This is a genomic window from Flavobacteriales bacterium (assembly GCA_019694795.1).
Taxonomy (GTDB): Bacteria; Bacteroidota; Bacteroidia; order Flavobacteriales_D; family UBA2798; genus UBA2798.
On sequence record JAIBBF010000001.1, the window covers coordinates 34,288 to 53,833 of the forward strand.

Sequence of the window (19,546 nt, forward strand, 5' to 3'; positions counted from 1 at the left end):
GTCATTTTCTTTTTCTTATGGCCTTCTTTCGATTATATTTGTTGATATTCCATTTTTATGATTACGGCTGTAATAATCGACGACAATGCGGAAGCCCGCACTAATCTGAAATCTGATTTGGCGGATTCTTTTCCGGACCTGCAAATTATTGGAGAAGGTGAAAGTGTGGTAAGCGGCACTAAATTATTAAAGCAGGTAAAACCTCAAATTGTATTTCTGGATATTCAGCTTGGTGACGGAAGCGGATTTGATTTACTTGAAATTTTGGGTGACGTAAACTTTAATGTCATTTTTACCACCGCTTCTGATGAATATGCGGTTAAAGCCTTCAGGTTTTCTGCCATTGATTATTTATTAAAACCCATTGATCCGGATCAATTAAAAAGTGCCGTTGAAAAGGCCGTCAATAATGGAAAGACCAGTAAAGAATCGCTGGATCTTTTAATGGAACATTCGAAAAACAACAATAAACCTCACAAACGTCTTGCCCTGAATACACTTGATAAAATTCATATTGTAAACATAACCGATATTGTGCGGTGCGAAGCGGATGTAAATTATACCACGTTTTATTTTACGGATAAAAGCAAATTATTAGTAACCCGTACACTTAAAGAATTTGAAGATCTGCTGAAGGATCATTCATTTTTACGCGTACATCAGAGTCACCTCGTTAACACCAACCTCGTAAAAGAATTTGTAAAAGGCGATGGAGGTTATCTGGTGATGAACGACGCTTCGAATGTTCCGGTTTCCACCCGAAAAAGAAACGCTGTTGTTGAAGCTTTGAACTCATTGTAAATGCAACCACTCGCAGAACGAATGCGACCCAAGTCGCTCGAAGAATATATTGGTCAGGAACATCTGGTAGGTTCAAACGCAGTTTTATTCCGAACCATTGAAACGGGGAATATTCCTTCCATGATTTTATGGGGTCCACCCGGTGTAGGAAAAACCACACTTGCCCAATTAATTTCTACTAAACTTCAACGTCCGTTTTACACCTTAAGCGCCATTAACAGTGGTGTAAAAGATATCCGGGAAGTGATTGAAAAAGTCAAAAACCAGGGCATGTTTGGCGGAAGCAATGCTGTTTTGTTTATTGATGAGATTCACCGCTTCAGTAAATCGCAACAGGATTCACTTTTAGGCGCCGTAGAACGAGGAATCATCACCCTGGTGGGTGCAACTACAGAAAACCCTTCTTTCGAGGTAATTCCCGCACTGTTATCGCGTTGTCAGGTTTATGTTTTAAGGCACCTCGAAAAATCGGATCTGGAGAAAATTTTACGCCAGGCCATAACAAAGGATGAACTATTAAAAAATAAATCTATTTCACTTGAAGAAACCGAAGCGTTAATGATGATTTCAGGTGGAGATGCCCGCAAATTATTAAATGCATTGGAGGTTGTTGTACAGGCGCAAAACAAAAAAGAGATTGTAATTACCAATGAACTGGTGCGGACGGTAATTCAGGAAAATCTTGCTTTGTATGATAAAAGTGGTGAGCAGCATTACGATATTATTTCAGCATTTATAAAATCGATACGGGGAAGTGACCCTAATGCTGCCGTGTATTATCTGGCACGAATGGCAGAAGGTGGAGAAGATCCGCTTTTTATTGCGCGCCGCATGTTGATTTTAGCTTCTGAGGATATAGGAAACGCGAACCCCACCGCATTGGTAATTGCCAATACCACCTTTCAAGCCGTGAATGTAATTGGATGGCCGGAGTCGAGAATTATTTTATCGCAATGCGCAATTTATCTTGCAACCTCGCCTAAAAGCAATGCATCGTATGAAGCCATTAACCAGGCGCAAATGGAAGTGAAACAAAGCGGACATTTACCCGTGCCTTTGCATTTAAGAAATGCACCTACCAAATTAATGAAGGAATTGGGTTATGGCGATGACTATAAATACGCTCATAGTTATCAGGGGAATTTTGCAGATCAGGAATTTCTGCCTTCCGATATCGCAGGAAAAAAATTCTATGAGCCCGGTAAGAATAAACGTGAAGAAGAAATCCGTAATCTATTGCGACAACTCTGGAAAGCGAAATACGGTTATTGATTTAAATTTTCACTTGCAAAGCCACATAAAAATTTCTTCCGTCGGCAGGTAATATTCCGGGACCAGGATAGGCGGTTGCTCTTCTGGTAAAATACATTTGATTCATCATATTATTTACTCCACTTTCCAATCTCCAGCGTTTATAATTCAACGACATTGAAAAATCCCAGACCCAATATGCAGGTACAATTCCACTTACTGCATTGGGAGAATAAGTTGCATTGGTTGCATCTGAATACTGTTCGGCTGTGTACGAATATTGCAAGGTTGCACTTATAAATTTGCTTTTAAATGAAGTTCCGGTTCTAAGTGTTTGCCTGGGGACCAATTCAACATATTTCCCGCTTACTGCAGCGTTTGAACTTTTTAAATAACGTGAATCAATAAAAGAATAATTAACGAAAATGGTCCAGCTATTTTTAAGCGAATCATTCCACCATTTCAACAAATCAGTTTCTACAAACGATTCCACTCCCATGTTGTAGGAATTTCCCACATTGGTACGGTAACGATAAACCTGTAAAGTTTGCGGATCACTTTCCAGGACTTCTCCAATACGATTTTTATAGTTGATATAAAATACAGAAACATCGTAGGTCAATTTTCGCTTCCAGTTCCCTCTCCAGCCTGCATCGGTGGTATAACCATACTCATCGCTTATGGATGGATCAACTTTGTAATTGGGATTTGAAATTTGAAGATCAGAAAAATTAATGGCGCGATAATTTTGAGAAATATTTCCATAAACCTCACCCGCATTTTTTGTTTTATAAGCGAGACCAATTCCCGATAAAAACACCCAACGTTCCCGTTCTGTTTGACTATTTATATTTTGCTCAAAAATGATATTCCCAGCTAAATCAGTAGCGATTTGCTTATAATAACCTTTCGATTTTGTATTGATGTACTCCAGTCGAACACCGGGTGTGATGGTAAAGTTTTGAGATATATAAAATATATTTTCAGAAAACAGTGCCATGTTTCTACTTGGAAAGGTATAATCTGAACCTTCTAAATCATCCGCATGGTTAAATGAAAAATTGGCATTAGAAAGACTATCGGATTGACCTTGCTGATTGATGGTTTGTCCTGCATACACCCGAATTCCCGATAGAAAAACACCTATATTTTTCCCTAATGCATAGCGATGAAGGAAACGGGTTTCACTTCCGATATTATGGAATTGACCAATTATTAAATCGCGATTCCCGCCCGGATCAATTCGGGTGATAGAACCTAAAAACCCGACCGATTTACGATCGGCGAGTAAACCGAAATTACGGATGTTGAGTTGCGATTTGGAACTTAAATTGATGTTTGCACTAAATGAAAATAAATTCCAGTTTACATTGAACCAATTTCTGTTTCGAATAGATTGTTTTGGATCCTGACGAAACATGGCATCGGTTAGTCCGCCCGGTTGTTGAGCCAGATAACTCATGTGGGTATAATCTGCATTCAGCAGAATGTGTTCCCTTACTTTAAAGCTTAATGATACAAATCCATTCTTCTGATTAAAACCGGCGTTATTTCTCCAACCCTCTCCTTGCTTATATTGAAATCCCGCAAAATAATTGAACCTTTTTTTGGTGCCCCCTACTGTTATGGAACTATTCACCAATGCAAATGACCCGAGCGATTGACGAAATGTAATTTCGAAGGGTTTTAATTTTGTGCCTTGCTTCATTACAAAATTGACCACACCTCCAAATTGAGTCCCGTACTGCAAAGAAGATGCACCGCGTACAACTTCAATACGATCTAAAAATTCGGTAGCAGGTGTATAATAACTTTCCGGATAACCCAATGCATCGGCACTGATATCATAACCGTTTTGTCGGGTATTAAAATTAGATGTGCGGTTGGGCGACAATCCTCTTCCGCCTATACCTAATTGGAGTCCTGCCCCATCACTTTCCCAAATATTTAATCCCGCAATTTTCGCATAAACCTGTCGCGAATTATTGGTGGCTTTGTTAACATCCATTTTATCCAACACAACCACTTCATTTTTTTTACCGGCATAAATTGCAGTTCCTTCTACCGGATTTAAACGTGTGATTGAAAAATTCTGATCCTCTGCGCCAGTCACCTCAACCGGATCCAGTTCATATCCTACCGGCTTCAAATAAACTGAAATCAGGGTGTCCTTTTGGATTTCGATATTGACTCGCAATACATCATATCCATATTGAAAAAAAACAAACTCCAGGGGAAATTTGCTTTTACTGGTATAAATAAAAAATCCGTTTTGATTGGTGGTGACTGCATTATTTTCCTGTTCGCAAATAACACGTACTCCTTGAATTTGCTTTTTAGTTTCCGCATCGAAAACCGTTCCGGAAATGGTCTGTCCCAGTACTTCCACTCCACCTGATAATATCAGAATGAACGAAAGCAGAAAATGATATGAAAAACAAATTCTCATTCGAAATCAAGCACCCATTTACGATGTTTAAGATTGTATTCTTCTTTTGCAAGATCTACTTCCGGATCAATAAAAGGTTGACTTCCGCTTCCATTTAATGAGACGTAAGATTTCACTTTAACAATTGGCTCCGTAAATGTAAACGTAGTATCGCGAATCGTAATGGATTTTCCTGTATAACGATCCCGCAGAAAATGGGCAAATTGCAAAATCATATCCGGTTGGGTGGACATCATCTTTTCCTGCACCGGGGTGAGGTATTTTCGATTATTTATTTCAATCGTCCCGGGAAAGGTCGGATCGCCAACCGTAAATACAGCAGTTCCTCCCTTTTCCATCAGCATAACCCGCCAGGAAAAACGAAAACCTTCTTCTGTCCAAAATAATTTTCCGGGATACAAAACATACCTGAACGGAACCAATATTTGTACAACAAAAAATAAAAGAAATAAGCCTGCCATTAATTTCCCCTTGGCAGGATAAATAGTTTTAGGGAAACTCATTTCTCTCATAGAGATTCCTTTCCTGATTTTCCGAATCCATTTCTCGTGCCATTCTGAAGGGAAAAACACGAGCGTACTTAAAATCATGATATATGGAAACATTCCAATATTAAAAAGTAATCCGGTTAAAACATGAAATAGAATGACCGCCATGTAGGCCCAAATTCTTGTTTTTTTCATGAGCAGAAAAAAGGGAATGGTCAAATCATAGATACAACCAAACCAACTAAAAAAATAAGCTAACCATACTTTATCAAGCACTGGTCCGATGAAGGGTAAATGTGCTTTAGCCGGCAGCCAAATACGCAAGGGTTGTGCTTCAAATAACCAATCGGGATTAATCTTTGCTATACCTGCAAAAAAATAAACGATTCCCAACTGAAGGCGAATACTTCCCACCATCCAACGCGGAACCATGTCGAGTTTGATGGATTGATTAAACATCACATCCACAGAAAAAAACCGGTGAGCAGGAAGAAAAATCAATAAGAATGAAACAAGACTTACAAAATAATAATGATTCAGATAATTGGTCTTATCGATTAGCTCTACATAGGTAAATAAAATGAAAAACGTAATGGCTGATATGCGGTAGAACAATCCGATCATGATTCCGAAAGCTGCCAGAGCCATGATCATAAACAGCATGTGCATTCCTGTTTCACCGAGTGGCTTCACCCATTCGAATCCATAATATGTAAAATAATAAACCGGCTTTACATATAAATCGTTGATCCAACCTTTATAGGCGAAACGAATAATTCCCAATAACATCATGAATCCGAATATCAACCGGAACATTGCAAGGGGAGCAATGCTAACGGGAGCATTCAGGTAAGCAATGGACTTCTTCATGCACTAATCCCCATCCGTATCCTGGTAGGTTATGAGAATGCCTATTGCTCCGGGGACATCCGTTTTAAGGAGAATAAGTGCTTCCAGCAATTTGGTATAAACTACATTCATTCCGCTGACCTCATTCACCACTGCATCACTCAAAATTCCATTGATGGCTTGCATGGAAACAATGATGTCGTTTAATTTATTTTTCACGGCCACCGATAAAGCAGATCCGTTAGAAGTTGCGCCAAGGTAATCCACATAATCATCCAAACCGGAACCGTCTATTCCGGTCCTTGATTTTCCGCAAAACACATTATTAATGGCCGAAATATGTTCTATCGCCAATTCCATAGAAAAACCTGCAAAATAGGCTTCACATTTTTCGGGAAGCGGAACATCGAGGGTTTGTTTTCCCAATGGAATACCAATGCGCGGATTTTTGGTGATTTCATAATCATAATTCAATTGGTTGACTAAAAATCCAAGTGAACTTCCCACATCTGTTCCTAAAGAATTTACGAAGGTTGAGTAATAATTAGAACCGGCGGGCGACCAGCCATTAACTACTGCATCAATTTTTGATTTCATTTCCAGCACCACTGCAACTAAATAATTTTTTCTTGCTGCAGCATTGGCATCAATCGTAAACGAATTCATCACCAGTGCATCATTTCCATCTCTGCGGTTCAATAAATAATCGACAGAAGGAAATCCAATGGCGTCGATATTTGCAGCTAAATTAAAATCCCAGGTTCCGGCAATTATATTGTTTTTTATTTGCACGGTATCGGTTGGAAAGGTGTTTAAATTTTGGCGAATCATCACATCAGCTGCGGGTCCAAATTCGAACATGGAACAATGCATCCAATCTTTGTAACATACTTTCCATTGATCCCGCATGGATTCGAGTCCCATTAATCCCGGAGAATTCACAAAGCTGTTGGTTAATTGAACCAGGGAATCAAGTGAAAATTGAAGCTGATTATAATTTGGAACAATAACATTTGAAGCCAGGTTATTTAACAAACCCGAACGATCGAAATTATCCTGAAACTCATCGGTGTCGTTATTCTTTTTGCAGGAATAAAGAAGGAGAGACAGCGATGCAATGAAAAATAATTGTTTCATTTTATAATATGGTTTTGATATCGTCTAATTGGTAAATCGTGGAAATTTCATCCCTTGCACTCAACAAATCATTCATGGTAACAGCATACAAATTGCCGCCGATATAACCCAAAATGGAAGATCGTTGTTGTGAAGTCATGGTAGCATGTGCACTGTATTTTGTTGCGTTTACAAATCCAACAAATTCCGACAGGGTATGATTTCTAAGCGCATCATCGGCGAAATAAGTCATTGCCTCATTAATTTCATGAATCGCCGCTGCAGCAATAATTTTTTCCCACCAATAAATGATCGAGGAAATTTTTTGATCGCGTGTGGAATAATCCTGATTACTGATGGCTGCTCTTGCATGTAAAAACAAATTCATAATGGTCGCATTCGAATTTAATACCGCATCCAGATCATTGCAATATTCACCCCAGAATAAAACATCAGCGGTATTCGTTGGAAAATCAACCGGCACTCCAAAATATCCGAAGGCCTCATCGAAATGATGTTCCATAGCTGTGCCTTGTCCGGGAGTAACGGTGGAATTATCGTCGGAAGAAATATTATCTAAATAGGTATTGATAGCCTGATAATAAAACACAGCGCCCATTAATGATTTTTCAACCATTTCTGCATAATCGTAACCATTAGCTGCCAGACAATATTTTTTTAATGGATTTACATTACTGGTTACAATTCCTGCAACGCCATTGGAACCACTCACGGATGATTGCGAAGCGATGGCCATACTATCCATATAGGATTCTACCAAGGGCTGATCGGGTAAAAAGAATTTATCCTTTAACTGCTTACCGCAATTATTCAAAACGGTATCCGAAAAAGGAGAAGCCGTGTTGGAAAACATATTTTTCATCACCTGTGCATCCACCACTGTTCCAGCATTGGCCGAACTTTTCATGTAGGTCACCAATTCATCCGCCATCGCCAGGCGATAGGTTTGACCGGAATAATTGACATTATTAAACGTGTATTGTGTGGGGACCGAATAACCTGAATCGGGCAGGGAATCCGGGTCCTTTTTACAGGAAACAAAGGCAAAAACGATTGCCAAACAACTGTATTTGAATATATTGTATCTCATGATGATTTATTTAGACTTATTTTAAATTAGGGTCAAAAATAAGCGCCGTCTCTACATCATGAAATACCTAAAACAGGGTATTTTAGAAAGTAAAGTACATTTGCACAAAAAACAGCAACCATGCGCTACAATTTAAGTGAGATCACCGCCGTAATTCAGGATAGAAGAACCATTGCGCCTGAGTTTTTTTCTGATAGAAAAGTACCACGCGAAATCATAGAAAAGGTATTAAACAATGCCATTTGGGCCCCTAATCATGGCATGACCCAACCCTGGAGATTCAAAGTAATGCGAGGATCGGCCATTGATTCTTTTGCTGCATTTCAGGCTGATCACTACCGTGAAATTACACCCGAAAGCGAATTCGATCAGGGTAAATACGATAAATTGCGGAGTCGTCCATTGTTATCGTCGGTGATTATTGCCATCTGCATGAAACGAAACGAGGCAGGGAAAGTCCCCGAAATTGAAGAAGTAGAAGCAGTGGCATGTGCCGTACAAAACATGTATTTAACCTGTACAGCATATGGATTAGGTGCTTATTGGGGAAGTGGAGGAGTTACCTATACAGAGGGGATGAAATCGTTTTTGGGATTAAGTGAAAAGGATAAATGCCTTGGCTTTTTTTATATCGGATATCCAAAAGTGGAATGGCCAAAAGGACAGCGCAGACCCATTGAGTATGTTACCGAATGGCAAGGTGAAGAAGATTAATCATGGAAGATATTTTCAGAATTACCAATTATTATGATCATCCTTCGGATGAAAACTATATTGTTGTTCACTATTTAAAAGAAGAACAATCGAAGCTATTTAAGTCCTACCTGGAAGAAGAAAAAATTAGCTTCGAAGATTTTGTGGATACCGATGGTGCAAATCCGATTTATCTTTTTGCCATTCACAGAAGGCACAGAAGAAAAATTGAACATTTAAATTTTCTCACCCTCGGAAAAACAAGGTCGCCATTTGTCCCCAACAAAACATTCCGCTGGTTTTTAATCCTGTTGTTTTTCCTCATCATTATTTTATCCCTTATTGGTTATTATTCCAAAGTGGGATGAATTTCTTATCTTGTACACTCTCATGTTGCGGATAAGTCTTTTTTTAATCTTCTGTCTAAGTTTTCTGTTTTCGTTTAAAACAGACGAATTACCTTTTTATCTTCCGGGGCAGAATGATACATTAATGGCCACCGTTAGTTACGGTGATGATTATTTACTAAACGGCCGGGCCGACCTCAGCGAAGAGGAATTGAATCATCTAATCGATTCTTTAAAGTCAATTCCCACCCAGGTGAAAACGGTAAGTGATTTATTGTTTTTTAAATCGGTGCGAAAAAAATCGCCGGAGGAAATTGAAATCACTCTGGATTCATTGTTTAAACTCGATACTATTCCATATGGTTTAATCAATGAACTCAATTTATGGCTGGTCAATTATTCACCTCCTGCCTTACCTGAAAAAATTCTGACCATCCATCCTTCCAAAGAAAAATCCAAGCACCCTTCGGGTGAAACCTATGCCGGTGAGTGGAATATTCATCATCCCTTTAATTATTCGAACGATTTACTGCTGAACGACTCCACCTTTTACATTCCTCTAACTGAAAACTGCTCTTTTCATCACCCGGTGAGCCGGCAAAGCATAGAAAAATACGGAGGTAAAATCGGATCGCCATTTGGGTGGAGGGATGGTAAAAATCACAATGGTGTAGATGTGGAATTAGACCAATGGGATACCGTACAAAATGCTTTCGACGGCACAGTTCGTTTTGCAAAAATGTATAGTGGTTACGGAAAAGTGGTAGTGGTGCGTCACCCTAACGGTTTAGAAACGCTTTATGCCCACTTGGCGCGCATCAATGTGAAGAGTGGTCAGCATATTAAAGCTGGCGATGTAATTGGCCTTGGAGGAAGTACCGGAAATTCCACCGGCAGTCATTTGCATTTCGAAATCCGTTACAAAGGTGTTCCATTGAATCCTGCCAATGTAATCGACTTCAACGAAAAAAAATTATTGAGTGATACCTTACTGATACGCAAAATGAAAAATGCATTGGTTTGCATTCCTGTTGGTGTAAATTATCACACGGTGGAACGAGGAGATTACCTGAGAAAAATTGCTCAACGGTATGGCATATCGGTAAATGAATTATGTTTGATGAACAATATTTCATCCGGAACACGGTTAAGAATAGGACAAAAACTGAGAGTGAGTAATTAATGATTCGGCGTGCTGCATTTTTCTTATTTCTTTTAGCGCAATTCCACGGATTTGCACAGGAGCAGCTCATTACTGTTGGTATGCAGTATAAACCCATATTTGCCAGTAAATTTTTTGGAGCTGGTGAGGTAAGCGCGAGTGATTCGAATTTTACCGTAAGTGTAAAACCGACATGGGGACATAGCTATGGCATGATTATCCGCAGAGGATTTACCAAAACCATTTCGCTTGAAACCGGTATTAATTATGTGCGCCGCCGCTATGGAATGAGCTGTACCGACACCGATTCGGGCTTTACGGATAAATCGGATTTCTCGATTATTTCCTATGAAATTCCAACTCAAATGTTGATTTATGTTCGTCTCGGCGAACGGTTCTACATGAACAATGCCTTTGGACTTTCACTCACCGCTTTCGCCAGTGATGTTGAGTCGCATGGTACGGACCAGCGTTTTTTCCAGTATTCACGAATGACCACCAACTTTTTAAGTGCTGCATTAATTGCCAATGTGGGTTTTGAATACCGAAGCAAAAAAGCCGGATTTTATTATTTGGGCGCCTCTTTTCATAAACCCGTAAAAAACATAGCCAATTCCTACGCCACCTATAATCAGGACCCATTCCGCAGCCACACTGCATTTTTCGACCTCACGGGAACTTATTTAACGGTCGATTTGCGCTATTTCTTCCATGAAGCGCCCGTAAAACCTAAAAAGAAAAAGAAAAGCTGACGAAAATCTGTCCTTTTCCCTCTCATTTTCATCATCTAAAGCATGGAATCTGACCAATTTTGGTGTTCTTTGTTTTATATTTATCGTCTTAATTCCTGAATCTCTAAAGGATAAGAATTTATGCTGAATAGAATTTCCATTTTACTGGCCGGCTTTTGTTTCATTTTTATACAAAACCTTAAAGCTGCCGACTTGTATGTTACCAATACCAACGACGCCGGTGCGGGCTCATTGCGGGCTCAAATTGCTGCAGCTGCTGCGGGCGATCGGGTAATCATTGATATTAAGGGGACGATTAATTTATTGTCGCCTATTACCATTACCACTACGGTGATGGTTCATGGTCCCTTCCCTGCGCATTGCAATATTAATTCCTCCAGCATTGGTATTACCAACCATGCTTTCATTGTACAAAGCGGAACCTTAATGTTACGTGGAGTAGCCGTTACCAATACGGCATCAAGTTCTGATGTAGGAGGAATTTATGTGATGGCAGGTGCAGGTTTACAAATCGACGATTGTGTAATTGAAGGTCAAACCAGCTTTGTTGGAGCGGGAATTAAATCACTAGGTTCTGTACTAGCAAACAATGTTTCATTCGTGAATAACATTACCGGCAACGATGGTGGCGGTATTTGGTTTAATACTGCTTCTGCATCCGGTACATTGGTGAATTGTACTTTTTCAGGCAACGGATCAACAGGTGGTCACGGCGGTGGCGTGTATGCAGGGAATGGTGCGAATATTACCATCCGCAATTGCACGTTCAAAGGAAACAGCGTGGCCGGAGTTGGAGATGATCTGGCTTATGGGTCTGCCGGTACCACAGTAAAACTTCATAATTGTATTTTCGATAGCAACCTTGCCAATTCTATTTCCAATTCAGGAGGACCCAACATTACATCACTCGGTGGAAATGTTTTTGGTATAAACAACCCGGGATTTATCACTACCGCCGCTAATGATATTTTTTCTGCAACACTTCTTAGTTTAGCTCCGCTCAAAACCGATGGATACGGATTAAAATACCATTTAATTACTTCACAATTGTCGCCAGCGGTTGACAATGGTACAACGGGTTCTTTACCACTTACAGATTGCCGAAGAGCTCCGAGAACCTTGTATGGTGACAGCGGTTTAAATCCGGATGCAGGTGCTGTTGAATTCACACCTTTTTCTGTAATAAATGCCTTTGCTACAGGTGCAGGATCGTTTACAGATGCTGTAACCAGCATAAACATAACTTCCTTTCCTCCGCCCTACTTTATTGATTTCCGAATCTCGCTTACACCAACTATCAATTTGGGTGTTCCCATTTCATTGAGTAAACAAATGATTATTGATGGTTATTCTCAGGAAGGATCTTTAATTGGCGGACCCGGTACAACACCGAATACGTTGGTTACGCTTACGCCATCTGTTACACTCGACGGAGGTGGAAGTACTGCTGTAGGTTTAGTGGTGAGTAATGGCGCCTCCGGAAGTAAAATCATGGGATTGAAAGTCCAGAATTTCTCTCAACAGGGAATTTTATTATCCAGCAATAACGGAACGCAGGTATTGGGATGTATGTTAATTGATAACGACATCCGCGGTATTGAAATCAATGCAGGAAGTGCGAATATGGTTGGCGATAGTGCTTATCATTTTACCAATATGATTTCGGGTAACACTTCAAGCGGAGTTATGATTTTTAATTCCCCCAACAATATGGTGCGCAACAATTTGATTGGAACCAATGCCAATGGAACTGCTGCCTATGGAAATCAATTGTCGGGTGTAGAAATTTTTGGAAATACGGCCACGGGAAATATGATTGGTGGTCAACATAAAAAAGATCATTTCAACATCATCAGCGGGAGCACAAGCAATCAAGTCCTCATTAACTCGGCAGCCAACAACAATTATGTTCTTGGTAACCATATTGGAACTACATACAGTGGAATTAATTCAATCGCTGGAGGCTCTAATGGCATAATGGTAACAGCAGGTGCAGGATTTAATTTTTTAGGAGGCGGCAGCTCTGAAGATTACAATGTAATTTGTGCACAAACCAATGCGGGAATATTTTTAGATAACTCTTCCGGTAATGTCATCATCAACAATTACATTGGATACTCCCCTTTTCCATCACCTGCACAGATTTCCAATAACTCGGGTATTATTCTGGAAGGAACAGGAAGTGTAAACAACACCATCGGAACTGCGGCTAAGCGGAATTATGTTTGCGGCAATACAGGCTCAGGGATGAAACTGAATAATGGTGCCAATGGAAATTCATTTACCAATAATTTTATTGGCATCAACCATTTAAATGCCATTATGGGGAATAGCGGAGAAGGAATTCTGATTCAGAATAATTCTCCTGGTAATTCCATCGGAACTGCCAACGGCGGAAATTTTATTGGCGGAAATGGTTCAACAGGTATCTCCTTATTTGGATCACGTTCCAACAACGTCATCAATAATACGATCGGGATGGACTCCACCAGAACGCTTGCACGAGCAAATAATCTGGATGGAATTTCATTAAATTCGGTGAGTAACAACAATACCATCAACGGAAATTTTATGAGTTTCAATCTCGATCAGGGAATTGAAATTAACTCCGATTCTTGTCTCGTTTTAAACAACATCATTGGTACAGATATTTCCGGTACACTTTCTATGGGTAATGGTGGCGGAGGAATTGTGATCTCCGGTAATGCCAACCGTATTGGCGACGGAGCCGTTGGCGACAATACCATTGCATTCAATACCGGAGCAGGAGTAGTTGTTTCTTCCGGAATTTCGAATTCCATTATCAAAAACAAAATCTATTCGAATACACAATTAGGAATTGATTTAAATGGTAACGGCGTAACAGCCAATGACCCGACCGATTCAGACAATGGTCCGAATAATTTATTAAATTTCCCTGATGCCTTAATTGCCGTTCAATGTGGTGCGGGAGTAAATATTGCCGGATCATTTTACGGAAATGCCGGAATTACCTACCGAATCGATTTTTACCAATTAAACGCCAGTGATCCGAGTGGATATGGAGAAGGTGATTTATGGTTAAATTCTATTTTAGTTACTCCAAGTGTTACCGGAACAAATACATTTACCTATGCGCATGCAGCAACATTGCCATTGGGCACATTAATTTCCGCGACACTTTCAGAACAAGTTGGTGCAGGTGGTTATTATCACACTTCCGAGTTTTCTGCGGTGGTCACTGTTGAACCCGGTATGTCTGGCAGCACTGCTACAGCAACCAACATCTCTTGTTTTGGAGCTAACGATGGTGAAGCGATTGCTGTTGCTAATGGGGGATTAGGTCCTTACACTTTCGATTGGTACAATTCCTCTAATACATCTATTGGAGTGTTTAATGATACAGCTTCAAATCTTGCTTCTGATACCTATTTGTGTATTATCATTGATGCAACTGGTTGTGCAGATACAACCAATACCGTTACCATTACAGAACCAGCTGCATTAACTGCAGTGCCCACTTCTACCAATCCGGTTTGTAACGGCGATTGCAACGGGACCATCACCATTGCTGCGGCTGGAGGAACTGCACCCATTCAATATTCCATTGATGGAGGAAGTACTTATTTTACCAGTTCCCTTTTCAACTCCTTGTGCGCCGGAAATTACAATCAAATACAAGTAATCGATGCCAATGGCTGTACACAATTGGCAACGGCAATTAGCCTTGTTGATCCACCTGCTCTTGTAGTGAGTTTTACCACGAGTGATGAAAGTTGTTCCAATGCATGTGATGGATCAATTACCATGACTGTCACATCAGGTGTAACACCCTATCTTTACAGTATAGATGGCGGGTCCACCTTCTTTGGAACGTCAACCTTCAATGCATTATGTGCAGGAGTATATTCCTGTGTTGTTACAGATGGAGGAGGTTGTTCTGCTACTTCTTCCGAAACGATTTCTACCGGTTTAATCATCACCGCGAATGCAGGTGCCGACGCATCCGTATGCCCGGGTGCAAGTTATACGCTTGATGGTAGTGCAAGTGTAAATGGTATGACCTATTCCTGGTTTGATGTGAGTGCCGGATCGATGATTGGTAGTACAGCAACAACCAATATTAGTCCTACAGCAACCGGAAATTATGCTTTGGTTATTTCCAATGGCGGATGCAGTGATATGGATACCGTTTTAATTACGCTCTTAACCGCAGAGAATCCGGATGTACAATATGCATTTATTGTTAACGACACCGTAGTATCCTGCGAATCTGGTCCTGCTTTTAATCCTACGAGTATTGCTACACCGGGAGGAACGTTTACAGTAAGCGGATTATCCATCAATCCTTCTACGGGAAATGTTACCGTTAGCGGTGCACCTTACAACCAGTATAACATTATTTACACTACGCCAACTTGTGCGCAAACTGACACCATTTATTTATTCGTTTTACCGGATCCAACTCCACCTGTTTCTACACAATATGATTATATCATTTGCCAGGGAGATCCGGTGCCTACTTTAACTACAGATCCAACCGGTGTAGTAGGCGCAATGGTTTGGTATAACAACGCTAATCTGAATATTCCCGTTCAATTCGGATATAACTATACTCCTGCGAATGTAGTTTCAGGTTATAACGATTATTTTGCTGCTATTTCCTACGCAAACTGCAAAAGTACCGGAACACAATTTTCAATTTCCATGGTAGATGCATCGCTTATCAATGATGGAGGTCCATATACAACTTGTCCCGATCAACCGGTGCAGATTTCATTAAGTGCCATTGCCGGAACAATCGGATCCATTTTATGGACACCAAGTGCAGGTTTGTCGGACAGCACCATTACCAATCCCATTGCTGTTTTAAACCAGACACAAACATTTTACTTTACAACAGATATTGGTGGCTGTTCAATCACCGATTCCGTTACTGTACAAGTGAATTCAGATCCGAGTTGCATATTCGACGAAATGTATAATGCATTTAGTCCGGACGATGATGGGGTAAACGACACCTGGATTATTCCAGCCGTAGTTCAAAATCCGAATAACAAAGTAATCATCTTTAACCGCTGGGGGAATGAATTGGTATCCTTCGACAATTACGATAATGTGAGCGTAGTTTGGGATGGAACATATAAAAATGAAAAATTACCAAGCGGCACCTATTTCTATGTGATAAAATATATTGATGTGGATCGTCAATATTCCGGATGGGTACAATTAACGCGATAAAAAACAGTAATCATCAATGAAAATGATGACGATGAAAAAATATTTATTTGTTTGGGCAGTACTGCTTTCACCTTTATTGGTGAATGCTCAGCAGGATGCCATCTACTCGCAATACATGTTTAATCCTTTTGCGATTAACCCCGCCTATGCCGGAAGTCGTGATGCATTGAGCGGCGTATTGTTAATGCGTGAGCAATGGAGAGGTATTGAGGGCGCACCTTCAACTCAAACGTTCAGTTTGCATTCCCCGATTGGCGGTAATAAAATGGCTCTGGGATTAAATTTATTTAACGACGGAGTGGGTCCCACAAAAAACACCGGAGCACTGGCTTCTTATGCTTATCACTTACGCTTAGGTAAATTAAAATTATCCTTCGGAATTCGTGGGGGGATTTTTAATTCACGGTTGGACCGTTCTAAATTAAACTATCAAAATCAGGCAGACCGTTTTAACAATACTGGAACCGTAAATACCATTGTCCCCACATTTGATTTCGGATCTTATCTCTATTCAAAACGATTTTTTGCCGGGCTTTCTGTCTCTCATTTACTGGAAAACCAAATCAACTATCCCAACTTTCCGAGCGATGCTTATGTCGTTATGCGCAGGCACTTCATGTTCACTTCAGGAGCCGCTCTTCCATTGGGGAAAAACACAGTTATTAAGCCTTCCATCCTGGTTAAATACGTTGAAAATGCTCCTGTAAATTTCGATATCAACACGAGTTTTCTTTTCAATAAAGTGTTTTGGCTAGGTGCAAGTTACCGCAGTGGAAATGGAATAGTACTGATTACCGAATATAACATTACCGATTTTATTCGCATTGGTTATTCGTACGATATTGTTATGAATCCATTGAAGCAATTCACAACCGGAACACATGAAATCATGGCCGGTTTTGATTTAAACCTCAAAAAAACCAAATCAGTTTCTCCACGATATCTATAATGGAAATTCAGATAAAAATGTTAAAACACCTCCTGCATATATTTTTCTTCAGTATTATCTGTTCTAATGCTATTGCACAACATGAAGCAATTCTGAACACCACTGTAGAAACGCATTACACCGTTAAAAAAATTAATGGATTGAATTCTACCTACAGCGAATTTAGTCCTGTGGTATATGGCGACATTTTACTCTTTACTTCCGATCGCGATTTTGATTACCTGAATTGGGGAGAAAACCGTTGGAAGAAAAGAAAATTTTTAAATGTATTCAGCGCCAAAATAAAATCACTCGAATCCGACAGTGCAATTGTTAGTCCTGCCTTTTTATATTCCAAGGAGCTCGAAAATTTTAATCATACAGGTCCTGTTGCCATTTCTCCGGATGGAAATTTGTTGGTTTTTACGCAAGTAGCAAGGGAAAAACATAAATTGAACAAGCCGCAACTTTATTACATGGAAAAATCGAATGGCAAATGGGGAAATAAACAACTGTTCTCCTTTTGTGATCCAGAATTTTCGTTTGGTCACCCTGCTTTCAGCGCCGATGGAAAACGTCTTTTTTTCTCATCCGATATGAAAGGAAGTATGGGCGGAAAGGATGTTTTCTATGTGGAAAAAACAACTGAAAACTGGAGCGCTCCTGTTAATCCGGGATCAATGATCAATAGCAGCGGCGATGAAGTTTTTCCATACGTTCACCAAAATGCATTGTATTTTTCTTCCTCATCACAAGGTGGTGAAGGTGGTTTGGATTTGTTTAAATCTTATTTCAGGGATTCCCTTTTTACCAAGGCAGAAAATCTGGGAAATGAAATCAACAGTAAAGGTGATGATTTTGGATTTTTTATTCTCCCCAATAGAAAAGGAGGATTTTTCTCTTCTAACCGTGAAGGTGGAAAAGGTGACGATGATATTTATTACGTAAAAATTGAAGAAACCGCAGTGGTTGGCTCTAAAGATATCGTGGGCCGGTTTAGCTACCGCACCCTCAATTCGGGAACGGAAGGTCTGGATGTTTTGCTGATTGACGATAATGGTGAAATTGTTATGCGAACCAAAACCGATAACAAAGGAGAATTTGCATTCCGTAATTTACCTGCCAATGAAAATTACTCGATTCGCGTAATAAATCCGGATCCTGATCTGAAACTGGAAATTATCGACCGTGACGGTGTTGCCGTTGCCGTTTTAAGAAGTGATCAGAATGGAACCTTTGTGTACAAGAAACTGGATCCTGCTCTCAGTGGTACGCTTTCCCTTATGGAAATTGAAGAAACTGAACTGGGGAAAAAATCGGGTCGACTCTCGGGTCAGTTTATTTTCGAAAAATTACCCGGCGTATATCCCGATGGATTAAATGTATATCTGGTCGACGATCAGGGCAATGTTGTTCACAGATCTAAAACCGATAACTATGGTAATTTCACGTTCCGCGAATTAGATCTTGGTAAAAATTACATTTTAAAAACAGATAGCACAGGTGAAGATGTCATTCTTCTGATCTATAACAAATCTGAAAATGTAACTGCAGAATTAAGAAGGAATTCAAACGGTGAATATGTCTTCCGCAAACTTACACCTGAAGCGGCGGGATTGCGGTTCATGGAAATATCCGATGATACCAGCATGCTGGCCAAACCAACGGTATCGCTGGCCGGGCAATTCCGGTATAGAAATTTAGATGGAAGTCCTTCCAACATGAACTTTGTGATTATCGACGACAAGGGCAACGTTCTATACAAGGGAAGCACGGACGAAAAAGGATTTTTCCGTGTAAGAAATCTGAAAATTGCAGAAGAATACATTTTCCAGATTGATCCGAATGATCCGAATTTTGAGAAAAAATTAATTCTCGATTTATACAATCGCACCGGAAGGTCGCTGGCGATGCTGGAAAACGATAAAACCGGAAGATTTACTTATAAACGCCTCAAGCAGGAGTTTTCCTATTTGCAGGAAATTTCCACCACCGACATGGAGTTTCTGGAGAAGGTCCCCAATATCTATTTCGAGAAAAACCATTCCGATTTAAGTGCCGACTCCAAAAAAACGCTGGACAAAGTGTTCCTGATTATGACCAAGCATAAAAAACTGAAACTCCAGATTAGCGGATATGCAGATTCGAGGTATAATGAGGACTTTAACCTGGCTCTTTCTGCCCAACGCGCAAAAGCCGCAAAAGCCTATTTGGTTTCCAAGGGTATTTCAGCTTCACGTATCAATGTTCAATCTTACGGAGAATCCCGCCTGGTTAATGGCTGTAGCGATGGGGTTGATTGCGAGGAAGAGCAACACCGGATGAACCGCAGATGCGAATTCCGACTGGAACAATCGTCCAAATAATTGTTAATACCAT

The 19,546-nt window shown here is 40.1% G+C and carries 13 protein-coding genes; 9 read left to right on the plus strand and 4 right to left on the minus strand.

The window, feature by feature from the left end; genetic code table 11:
• The first annotated feature begins 57 nt into the window (after positions 1-57).
• Both K1X56_00085 and K1X56_00090 read left to right on the plus strand, forming a co-directional pair.
• On the plus strand, positions 58-801 hold the full coding sequence (locus K1X56_00085) for a LytTR family DNA-binding domain-containing protein (GenBank protein ID MBX7093089.1): 744 nt from the start codon (positions 58-60) through the stop codon (positions 799-801).
• Positions 802-2,073, plus strand: coding sequence for a replication-associated recombination protein A (locus K1X56_00090; protein ID MBX7093090.1), 1,272 nt, complete (start codon positions 802-804; stop codon positions 2,071-2,073).
• A 1-nt stretch (position 2,074) separates the two neighbouring features.
• On the opposite strand, the gene K1X56_00095 is transcribed toward K1X56_00090, so the two are convergent.
• The 4 genes from K1X56_00095 to K1X56_00110 are packed head-to-tail and all read right to left on the minus strand — an operon-like array spanning position 2,075 to position 8,065.
• A complete protein-coding gene (locus K1X56_00095; GenBank protein MBX7093091.1) occupies positions 2,075-4,441 on the minus strand; it encodes a TonB-dependent receptor in 2,367 nt (788 codons plus the stop codon).
• Positions 4,442-4,497: 56 nt separating this feature from the next.
• On the minus strand, positions 4,498-5,859 hold the full coding sequence (locus tag K1X56_00100) for an HTTM domain-containing protein (GenBank protein ID MBX7093092.1): 1,362 nt from the start codon (positions 5,857-5,859) through the stop codon (positions 4,498-4,500).
• 3 nt (positions 5,860-5,862) lie between these two features.
• Positions 5,863-6,975 (minus strand): imelysin family protein, encoded by a 1,113-nt coding sequence (locus tag K1X56_00105; protein ID MBX7093093.1) that lies wholly within the window; start codon positions 6,973-6,975, stop codon positions 5,863-5,865.
• Between the two features lies 1 nt (position 6,976).
• A complete protein-coding gene (locus tag K1X56_00110; protein ID MBX7093094.1) occupies positions 6,977-8,065 on the minus strand; it encodes a DUF4856 domain-containing protein in 1,089 nt (362 codons plus the stop codon).
• A 120-nt stretch (positions 8,066-8,185) separates the two neighbouring features.
• Here K1X56_00110 and K1X56_00115 point away from each other — a divergent pair, with 120 nt between their 5' ends.
• The 7 genes from K1X56_00115 to K1X56_00145 all read left to right on the plus strand — a co-directional run bounded on the left by K1X56_00115 (position 8,186) and on the right by K1X56_00145 (position 19,533).
• A complete protein-coding gene (locus K1X56_00115; protein ID MBX7093095.1) occupies positions 8,186-8,779 on the plus strand; it encodes a nitroreductase in 594 nt (197 codons plus the stop codon).
• A gap of 2 nt (positions 8,780-8,781) precedes the next feature.
• Positions 8,782-9,126 carry a hypothetical protein gene (locus K1X56_00120; GenBank protein MBX7093096.1) on the plus strand — a complete coding sequence of 115 codons (345 nt, stop codon included), beginning with the start codon at positions 8,782-8,784 and terminating at the stop codon, positions 9,124-9,126.
• Positions 9,127-9,136: 10 nt separating this feature from the next.
• The gene (locus K1X56_00125) at positions 9,137-10,288 is read left to right on the plus strand and encodes a peptidoglycan DD-metalloendopeptidase family protein (protein MBX7093097.1); all 1,152 of its coding nucleotides are present in this window, start codon (positions 9,137-9,139) and stop codon (positions 10,286-10,288) included.
• The gene (locus tag K1X56_00130; GenBank protein MBX7093098.1) at positions 10,288-11,019 is read left to right on the plus strand and encodes a hypothetical protein; all 732 of its coding nucleotides are present in this window, start codon (positions 10,288-10,290) and stop codon (positions 11,017-11,019) included. Before K1X56_00125 ends, K1X56_00130 begins: the two co-directional genes overlap by 1 nt.
• 120 nt (positions 11,020-11,139) lie before the next feature.
• On the plus strand, positions 11,140-16,239 hold the full coding sequence (locus K1X56_00135) for a gliding motility-associated C-terminal domain-containing protein (GenBank protein MBX7093099.1): 5,100 nt from the start codon (positions 11,140-11,142) through the stop codon (positions 16,237-16,239).
• Positions 16,240-16,270: 31 nt separating this feature from the next.
• A complete protein-coding gene (locus K1X56_00140; protein MBX7093100.1) occupies positions 16,271-17,188 on the plus strand; it encodes a type IX secretion system membrane protein PorP/SprF in 918 nt (305 codons plus the stop codon).
• Between the two features lie 17 nt (positions 17,189-17,205).
• Positions 17,206-19,533: an OmpA family protein gene (locus K1X56_00145; protein ID MBX7093101.1), complete on the plus strand. Its 2,328-nt coding sequence runs from the start codon at positions 17,206-17,208 to the stop codon at positions 19,531-19,533.
• Positions 19,534-19,546: the final 13 nt, after the last annotated feature.